Origin of the sequence: Desulfovibrio sp. ZJ200, from assembly GCF_011039095.1 — a bacterium.
In the GTDB taxonomy this organism is placed as follows: Bacteria; Desulfobacterota; Desulfovibrionia; order Desulfovibrionales; family Desulfovibrionaceae; genus Desulfovibrio.
In genome coordinates this window covers 1-8,011 of sequence record NZ_JAAKEH010000074.1, presented here as the reverse complement: position 1 = coordinate 8,011, position 8,011 = coordinate 1, and the positions used below count along the sequence as shown (strand labels likewise).

Sequence of the window (8,011 nt, the reverse complement as noted above, 5' to 3'; positions counted from 1 at the left end):
AACTGAATATCCTTCCAACTCCACGGCTCACCGTATCGGCGTTGTTCGTGTCCGCACTCTCGGCAGAGAAAAAGCCGGGGGGTCTCGCTGTTTGACCTGAAAATCCTGTCCATCTTGCGCCCGCACTTCGGGCAGAATGGCGCGTTGTGAGGCATGATGCAGCTTCCTCCGCTCGTTAGACAGTTACAGACTGGCCGGAATTGGGCAGGCTCATGCCTGGATCGTCACGGTTTGCGAGCTTGGCCTGTGCTACCGGTTGCTCTTGAGGGGCAACAGTCTTGGCCTTGAGGATGATGAACTCAGCCGTGCGTTTGGAAATATGGGCGCGGCCATTGCGGAGGGCGCGGTAGTGCTCAGGTGTCATCCCAAGATGATTGGCTGCCAAGGAATGGTTACCGAAACGCTCCTTAAGAGTGGCAAAGGCATCAGAGATTTCCATGTGACCTCCAGATGCCATATTTTAGAAGGAAAAATCCTATTTACTCAAGAAGAAAATTTGCGGTTTTTTCCTCCTCAAATTTCAGGCAAAAAAAACCTATGAATGGAAAAGTATTTGAAAGATGTTTGGTGTGGACAGTGTGCCAAAAGGCCGCAGAAATGACTCCACCAAAGAATGATACAGACCTTGCTAGAGAAGCCTTCATAGGGGTAAGTCACCCGGTCAATGCGTGGCGATCCGTGCGGAATGGTAACGGCCAAGGCCATTATCGCAGCCTGAGCATCGAGGAAGCCCACAACCTTGCCCTTGCTGTAAGCACCACCATAGACAAGTTGTGCTGGGATGTGAGTAATCACATCCGCAATGGTTGGACTCTTGAAAACGACATTAGCAATGAAAAAGGAACACCTGGGCGACCTAAGGTAAAGGAAAAGGAACAAATACAAAAAGGCTTTCCGCCCCAACAAGAAATTCAATATGGACAGTCTTCCGTTGCCCACAAAAACTAAACAATAAATTAATCATATGAAAGACGAGCGAGGGAAATGCGATATATGCCAAAAGGAAAAAATTTTAAAATTTAGTACCCCTCGACTTTCAATATGTGCTTTGTGTTTAAAAAAAATAAGCGGAGCAAAATTCGATTTATCCAGTTCAGAGAATTTAATAAAACAAATAATTGATGAAACCTATCCCCTATGCACCGAAGAATCAGCTCACCATGAGGCACGTAATATAATTTATTCTAACAAAAATTCTTTTTCTAAAATTATATCGGTTATCTATGAGTCAAATAAAACGACAACAGAAATAGAGAATCTGGCGAGAAAGATACGAGAAGAGCGCAATTCAGCGATAATTAAAATCAGAAGTGAAAAGCATCAACAATTTCTTGAGAATAAAATCTCCAATGAATTTAAATTGACACGAAATGAAACTAATCAAATATATATTTATAAATCATTTTTAAAGGGATTACTCAATCAAAATGGAGTGTACTCAGGGCGACTTTCTCCAGAAGAAATGCAAAATATTAGGAACAAAATAATTATCACTGATGGTTTAGCATGTGGGAAGTGCCATAGATCTGGAAATATTGAGTATCACCTTCACCACATTATTCCACTTCATAAATATGGCACCAATAATCCCACTAATTTAATTTTGTTGTGCGTCTCATGCCATCAAAAACAGCATAAAGATTTTAAAATTTCAAAAAATTTTGTATCGGATAAAAAAATAAATCAAAATAAGGAAGTATCAATAACATGCCCATGTTGTAAAAACACTTTTAAAGAAAACCTAAAATCACAATGGACAGTATGCCCTATATGTAATTATGAAATAAAATTATTAAAAAGCCAAAAATCTAGTAATGATTGCGGTAAAAATCCGAAAAAGAAAATATCTTTTGAAAAGATTCAGGATAGGAAATCTCAAGAATTCAAAATCATTGAATGCGAAATATGCCATAATAAATGTAAAGTTAATATTGATTCCGAATATTATATGTGCCTAACTTGCTATAATGAAGGTAAAATATAAAAATATTTGATCTCAAACAAATGGAAGAATACAGGCTATCCTTGCCGCGTTGAGAGTTTGAAGGAAGGTAAACGGCACTAACCGATTACAATAACGGAGAAAGCCATGCCTGATTTTGGATACACAACGCTCACTGGAGCATCGGGGGCTGATTACGATGTAAAGATTTATACTTGCGGCTCAAATTTTAACGAGGAGCCGGGAGTTTTTGTATTATCAAGTGAGTACAGCCTCTTCCATATTGTTGACCAGTTCCCATGCGATGTTTTCTATGTTGGCGAAACTGATAATATCGCTAAAACAATGGCGAATGATAAGGAAGTCCATAACAATATCCGCGAGTTCAACTCCGACATTATCCTTTTTATCCCCGAAGCGGATGCGGATAGACGTGCGGAAATATGCAAAGACCTCAGAGAAGCCTATATATCCTAGAGCAGATTACCTTTGACTTTTTATGAAAGTCAAAGGTGGCATTCAGGCGAAAAACCGCGTTTTTCGCCTGAATGTACGCCACGTTGCGGCGGCTGCCGCTTTCGCGTCAGCAGAGCATTTTCAAAGAGAAAATGCTCCAGCCCTAAGCTCCTTTGGTGCGCTCCTCCTCGCTCGGCGGTAACTTCGGGCAGCCAAGGCGAACCCAAAATCGAAATAATTTCTCGGACAGGTCCGCCCACTCTCTCGACCAGCGTAGCAATCCATCCTTGTCCTCCCGGTAGGCAGCCATTGACCACCTGGCGGCACACTTGGCGATTTTATCAATAATCGCCCTATCCTCTTTTTCCAGGACGATACAACCCGGCTCGGAATGTTCATCGTCCACGAGCCGCACCTCTACCCTCTCGCCAGTCTTTACAATTTCCCGTCTAACCATCTTCTCCTCCACATTTGGGCTCTAATAGGTTGGGCATTTTTCTGATTCTACATAAATTAGAAAAAAATATCCTATTTTTTCTTTACAAATAGAAAGTTTCCTTCTATTTTAGAGCTACCAACGGGGAATGGCGGCGAACACGGCCCACGGGCCAGAGTAGCCACAAGCCAATCCCCAATGGCAACCGCCTGCGCGGCAGGGAGGCCAACGCCAGACGTTGGTGGGGCCGGAAAAGAGCCGCCCCCGCAAGCTGGATCGAGGCGCGAAAAGGGCGGATGGGCCTAAAAATCGAGCGCAGAGAAGCCCCCCATTGAGGCGTTGTACCCACGAAAGCGGCAAGGCGTCCAAACAAGGGCAGAGCGGAGCACGGGCAGACACGACGGCTGGATCAGCCCGTGAAACATGACACAAATTTCGTTTCCGAGAACCGGGGACAGATTGTCACCGGTTCGACCGGAACGGAATCAGGGCGAACCCTATTTTTTGATTTGAGGAGGGCAGACGCGTTTTTGACAGAGGCCGTGAAAATGGTTACTTTTTCAGCGGAGTAGAGGATGAAATACAAAAACCGATTGAAACGCGTTGCCGACACCCTTGAAAAATTGGGAGTGGCCGGAATTGCGGTTGGTGTTTTTCAAGGAAACATGACTGGATTCTGGGCAGCGGTGATATTTTTAATTGTCAGCATCTCTCTCACCAAGGAGGACTGATATGAGTACTGGCTGGATTATGTTCATCATTGTTGGCATTGCTCTGTCAGCCTATGGCTTTTATCTGAGCAAGCAAAACTGACCCCACGGGCGGCGCGAGCCGCCCTTTTCCTTCACAGGCCGCCGGGATTCCAGCGGCCTTTTTTGTGCCTTTCGGCAAGGTTTCGCGCCCTGGTCCAAACCGCCGTCCAGGCGCGGCCCGGTCGTTTCCGGGCGTACCCTCGCCGCCGTCACCACGGCGGGAAGGAGCTACCTTGCGCGGCGTGGGCTGGGCGGGTCTTCGGGGTGGGGCAACCGTTCGATAGTTTCGGGCAGTTGCTGATGTCAAAGAGCAGGGGCAGGGCCGCCGTACAGGCGGGGCCATGGCCTTTGCGGATACTCGGAGCCTGCACGGCGGCCTTGACTTTTTCAATTCTTTTTGACGGCAGCCGCGAAAGTGGCTATCTATGAGGTGAGGCGGAGATGAACAAAGAAACGCTTTCAAAGCTGATTGATTTTCTGGTTAACTTCGCAGTTGCCAGCTTCGCCGTGAGCGCTTTTCAAAGTGTCTGGTGGGGCGTGATACCCGGCATTGTCTCCCTTGTGGGAGTGATAATTCTCGGGAAACGGCTTGGAGGTGAATATGGCTATCTGGATTTTTTTGACCGCCGTTGTCATCTGCGTTATCGGCTACGGTCTTTATAAAACCCGCAAGCAGAACTAACTTTCATCAGCACCCAACGCTGACCACGAGGCCCTCGTCACCGGAGGGCCTTTTCTTTTGCCTTTCGGCAAGGTTTCGCGCCCTGGTCCAAACTGCCGTCCAGGCGCGGCCCGGTCGTTTCCGGGCGTACCCTCGCCGCCGTCACCACGGCGGGAAGGAGCTACCTTGCGCGGCGTGGGCTGGGCGGGTCTTCGGGGTGGGGCAACCGTTCGATAGTTTCGGGCAGTTGCTGATGTCAAAGAGCAAAGGCAGGGCCGCCGTACAGGCGGGCCGTGGCATTTGCGGATACTCTTGGGCCATGCCGCCGGGTTGCCCGTGCGCCAGTTCTATGATAGATAAAAAATCACGTCAACCAGAAAAATTTAAAATAGGCGTGATAGCTTTTTCTCTGCTATGCTGGTGGGAAAAAGGAGCTGCGCCTATGAAGGATGAAGCTATTTTGAACGTCGAGCGCGAGGCACTGGATCTGATCCTCAAGCTGAGGAAAGATGCTGACATGACGGAAAAAGAGCTTGGAGAAAAGGCATTCCCACAAGCCAAAAATCCCCGCCTCAAAATAAGCAGCCTATGGCATGGGAGGGGCAAAGGAAATGACGGTTTGAGGTTGCGACTGGGAGATTTTTGCGCAATATGCCATGCCCTCGGTAGGAATCCTGCTCAGGAACTTTTGCTTATCTGGGGGAGGATAAACCCCGAAGAATAGCCGAAAGTGCGAAAAAATTTATCAGGCCGCCAACTGAGCGGCCTTTTTTATTTGATAAAAATTTTATCCTTTTTGTTTGACACTTGATAAAATATCTATCATTATGTTTTCAGCGACACGGGGAACGGCCCACGCCGCCCCGGCGATCTTTGAAAACAGACGCGAAGAAGGCTGCAAGCGGCGGGGCAAGGTAGCTCCCCATCCGTCGCCCCAAGCCGGAGCACACACGGCCAACGCGTTTTTGACAGAGGCCGTGAAACCGTTTATCTCTGAATAGAGACAGCAGGAGGCCATTATGACCGCCACAACCTTTGATACCCTCGGATACTTTGAAAAGCTCAAGGCCGCCGGCTTCACGGAAGAACAGGCCAAAGTGCAGGTCGAAGCCATGCAGGGCGTCGTGCGAAGCTACGACGAAGCGTCCCGCAAAGAACTGGCTACCAAGGGCGACACCCAAGATGTTCGCCTCGAAATTGAAAAGGTGAAGGCTTCTATCAAGGACACTGAGCTTCGGCTTCTCAAGTGGCAACTCGGCATAGGACTTGCCCTTGCAACCATCATGGCCAAGGGCTTCGGCTGGCTGGGCTTCTAGCCAGCACTCCGCTCCAAGGTTTCACGGGCGGCTCTCAATGAGCCGCCCTTTTCTTTTGCCTTTCAACAAGGTTTCGCGCCCTGGTCCAAACCGCCGTCCAGGCGCGGCCCGGTCGTTTCCGGGCGTACCCTCGCCACCGTCACCACGGCGGGAAGGAGCTGCCTTGCGCGGCGTGGGCTGGGCGGGTCTTCGGGGCAAATTGTCAAAGAGCGGGCCACGGGTGGCCGTTGACAAGATCGCTACAGTAAATTATTTCCTATGTCAACAAAAACGAGAAAATGCCCGCGTAGTAATTTCCTTGTGATACACTGGCAGGAAAAAAGGAGGCGCGGGCATGAAGGAGGACAACATCCTTGACATTGAACGTGTAGCCCTCGATTTTCTGCAAAAAGCAAGAAAAGATGCGGGGTTGACAGAGGCAGAGTTTGGGAAACGGGCCTTTCCCGAAAGTTCAAATCCGTGGTCGAAAGTGCACGCGATGTGGAATGCTAAGACCGCGACAAAAAAGGCATTACGCCTTCGTCTTGGGGATTTTTGCTCCATGTGCAAGGCACTGGACAAAAATCCAGCTCAAGAATTGCTGCTTCTCTGGAACCAAGTGGAGCAGGATTAGACTGACTGCATTTTTAGAAATATGTTTACTTGGGCGGCTTCGGTCGCCCATATTTTTTTCAGAAAATAATTTTCTAAAATTGTTGACTCACAGTAAATAGTTTACTAATCTGCCTTTGCCAACGACGCAAAGGCTGGCCCCGGTTCCCGAAAGGGCGGGTGGCGGAACAAAGGGCGTGACGAGCGACCGGGCCGCTGGGGGAGGTGACTAACCCCACAGCAACGCAAGCTGCAAAAATGCGGACAACTCAACGGCGCTGTGGACAGTGCGCGCAAGAATGGTTATCTATGGGGTGAGGCGAACAATGGTAAAAAGAATTGCGGATATTCTTGAAAAATTTGCGGTAGGTTCCCTCTTGATCGGGCTGTACCAGCAAAATGTCTTTGCGGTCTTTCTCGGTTTTGCCGGGGTAATCGGCTGCCTTTATCTGACAAGGAGGACACAATGAGTATCGCCCTCTGGCTTTTGGCCGCTGCCTTTATGGCTGGGATTTTCCTTTACGGTGTCCACTTGACCCGCAAGCACAAACAGAACTGACATACCGCCAGCGCCCGCCGCTGACTTACAGGTCCTCGGATTTCCGGGGGCCTTTTCTTTTGCCTTTCGGCAAGGTTTCGCGCCCTGGTCCAAACTGCCGTCCAGGCGCGGCCCGATTCCATCGGGTATCCCTCCCCCTGTTCTTCAGGCGGCGGGCGGCAGCAAACCGGCGCGGCGTCTGAAGCGGGTTCATCGGGGCTGATTGTCAAGGAACGGTTTGCTTGACGTTCAAAATGTTGCGATTTACAACTTTTGTCAAGCGGGAATTACAGGTATGAATAAAGAACGTTTTTCCTGCTACCTTTCCTCTGATTAAGGAGGAAAGGCCATGAACGAAGCAAGGCAGATCGAGATGGAAGCTTGGGTTATCGACTTCTTGGATAATCGGCGCAAAGAAAAAAAAATGACTGTTGAGGAATGGGCTACCCGCGTTTTCCCAGACGCTCCCCCCTCAGCGGCAAGGATGCGGCTTCAGGGCTTACGGAAGCCACAAGGCTCCACAGGAAAAAGAAAACGTCTTATTTTTTCAGAGTTTACGCGTATGGCTCGCGCCTTGGACATATCGCCTGGCGAAGTTTGCGCCCTCGCTGAAAATGCCTTTGGGGTTTTATCCGAAAGGAAGTAAGCCAAAACTTAAAAAAGTTGTAAAAACATTCTTTTTTCTGTTGACAAAAGTTGTAATTTTCAACATTTTGAACCCGCCAAGCACACAACGCCTGCCCGCAAGGAAAGGCCAACGTGCGAGGCGGGTTTTTCGTTAGAAATAAAGGAGGCTGCCTGAATGAAAATCACTGTCCGTTATGTCGGCACAGACTACTGGGGCCGCGCCGTTTTCAAAGGCGACAATGGGCGCTTTTACAAGACCGCAGACATTCTTGACCCCGACGGCGGCTTTCTCAACGCGCCGCGTGAGGAACAGGAACGCATTTTCAGCGATCTGCACACATGCGAGCTCTTCACAGACGCTGAAGGCGAACCCGGCTGGCCGGTCACACTGGAAAACTTCATCCTGGCGAATAGCCAGGCGAATAGCTGAAGGCTCCCTCATGGATACGAAAGCCTGCTTCATCAACGATCGGGCGCTGTCTCTGGCCTATGAGGCAGTCCGCTTCCCGGCCACGGCAGAGAGCGCCCTGGCCTGGCTCCGCCGGGCTATGGCCGTGGCCACAGCAAACGGCAATTCCCAACTTTTCAGCGCGCTCCGCCGCCATTACGTTTTTATCCGGGCGAACGGCGGCCAGGGGCAAAGGACGGTCTGAGTCATGTGTCGTCATGCGTATGAGTACCCTGGCAAGCGC

At 49.5% G+C, this 8,011-nt stretch carries 14 protein-coding genes; 12 read left to right on the top strand and 2 right to left on the bottom strand.

The window, feature by feature from the left end; genetic code table 11:
- Positions 1 to 175 precede the first annotated feature (175 nt).
- A complete protein-coding gene (locus G7Y52_RS13870) occupies positions 176 to 439 on the bottom strand; it encodes a hypothetical protein (protein ID WP_165072891.1) in 264 nt (87 codons plus the stop codon).
- Between the two features lie 11 nt (positions 440 to 450).
- Between G7Y52_RS13870 and G7Y52_RS13865 the strand changes: the two genes are divergently transcribed.
- From G7Y52_RS13865 to G7Y52_RS13855, 3 genes are all read left to right on the top strand, one after another.
- Positions 451 to 948: a hypothetical protein gene (locus G7Y52_RS13865; protein WP_165072889.1), complete on the top strand. Its 498-nt coding sequence runs from the start codon at positions 451 to 453 to the stop codon at positions 946 to 948.
- 16 nt (positions 949 to 964) lie between these two features.
- The gene (locus G7Y52_RS13860; RefSeq protein ID WP_165072887.1) at positions 965 to 1,984 is read left to right on the top strand and encodes an HNH endonuclease; all 1,020 of its coding nucleotides are present in this window, start codon (positions 965 to 967) and stop codon (positions 1,982 to 1,984) included.
- A 105-nt stretch (positions 1,985 to 2,089) separates the two neighbouring features.
- Positions 2,090 to 2,419, top strand: a complete 330-nt coding sequence (locus G7Y52_RS13855; RefSeq protein ID WP_165072885.1) for a hypothetical protein — start codon at positions 2,090 to 2,092, stop codon at positions 2,417 to 2,419.
- A 142-nt stretch (positions 2,420 to 2,561) separates the two neighbouring features.
- Here G7Y52_RS13855 and G7Y52_RS13850 read toward each other — a convergent pair whose 3' ends face one another.
- Positions 2,562 to 2,804: a hypothetical protein gene (locus tag G7Y52_RS13850; protein WP_165072883.1), complete on the bottom strand. Its 243-nt coding sequence runs from the start codon at positions 2,802 to 2,804 to the stop codon at positions 2,562 to 2,564.
- Positions 2,805 to 3,409: 605 nt separating this feature from the next.
- Between G7Y52_RS13850 and G7Y52_RS13845 the strand changes: the two genes are divergently transcribed.
- From G7Y52_RS13845 to G7Y52_RS13805, 9 genes are all read left to right on the top strand, one after another.
- Complete coding sequence (locus G7Y52_RS13845; protein ID WP_165072881.1) at positions 3,410 to 3,565, top strand: hypothetical protein; 156 nt, start codon at positions 3,410 to 3,412, stop codon at positions 3,563 to 3,565.
- 462 nt (positions 3,566 to 4,027) lie between these two features.
- Entirely contained in the window at positions 4,028 to 4,249 is a 222-nt protein-coding gene (locus G7Y52_RS13840) for a hypothetical protein (protein WP_165072879.1), read from the top strand.
- Between the two features lie 347 nt (positions 4,250 to 4,596).
- Positions 4,597 to 4,971, top strand: coding sequence for a hypothetical protein (locus G7Y52_RS13835; RefSeq protein ID WP_206215322.1), 375 nt, complete (start codon positions 4,597 to 4,599; stop codon positions 4,969 to 4,971).
- Positions 4,972 to 5,266: 295 nt separating this feature from the next.
- Positions 5,267 to 5,563, top strand: coding sequence for a DUF1640 domain-containing protein (locus G7Y52_RS13830; protein ID WP_165072875.1), 297 nt, complete (start codon positions 5,267 to 5,269; stop codon positions 5,561 to 5,563).
- Positions 5,564 to 5,897: 334 nt separating this feature from the next.
- Positions 5,898 to 6,176, top strand: a complete 279-nt coding sequence (locus G7Y52_RS13825; RefSeq protein WP_165072873.1) for a hypothetical protein — start codon at positions 5,898 to 5,900, stop codon at positions 6,174 to 6,176.
- A 304-nt stretch (positions 6,177 to 6,480) separates the two neighbouring features.
- Positions 6,481 to 6,624, top strand: coding sequence for a hypothetical protein (locus tag G7Y52_RS13820; RefSeq protein WP_165072871.1), 144 nt, complete (start codon positions 6,481 to 6,483; stop codon positions 6,622 to 6,624).
- Between the two features lie 417 nt (positions 6,625 to 7,041).
- Positions 7,042 to 7,338 (top strand): hypothetical protein, encoded by a 297-nt coding sequence (locus G7Y52_RS13815; protein WP_165072869.1) that lies wholly within the window; start codon positions 7,042 to 7,044, stop codon positions 7,336 to 7,338.
- Between the two features lie 156 nt (positions 7,339 to 7,494).
- Positions 7,495 to 7,749, top strand: coding sequence for a hypothetical protein (locus tag G7Y52_RS13810; protein WP_165072867.1), 255 nt, complete (start codon positions 7,495 to 7,497; stop codon positions 7,747 to 7,749).
- Between the two features lie 10 nt (positions 7,750 to 7,759).
- The gene (locus G7Y52_RS13805) at positions 7,760 to 7,972 is read left to right on the top strand and encodes a hypothetical protein (RefSeq protein ID WP_165072865.1); all 213 of its coding nucleotides are present in this window, start codon (positions 7,760 to 7,762) and stop codon (positions 7,970 to 7,972) included.
- Positions 7,973 to 8,011 lie beyond the last annotated feature (39 nt).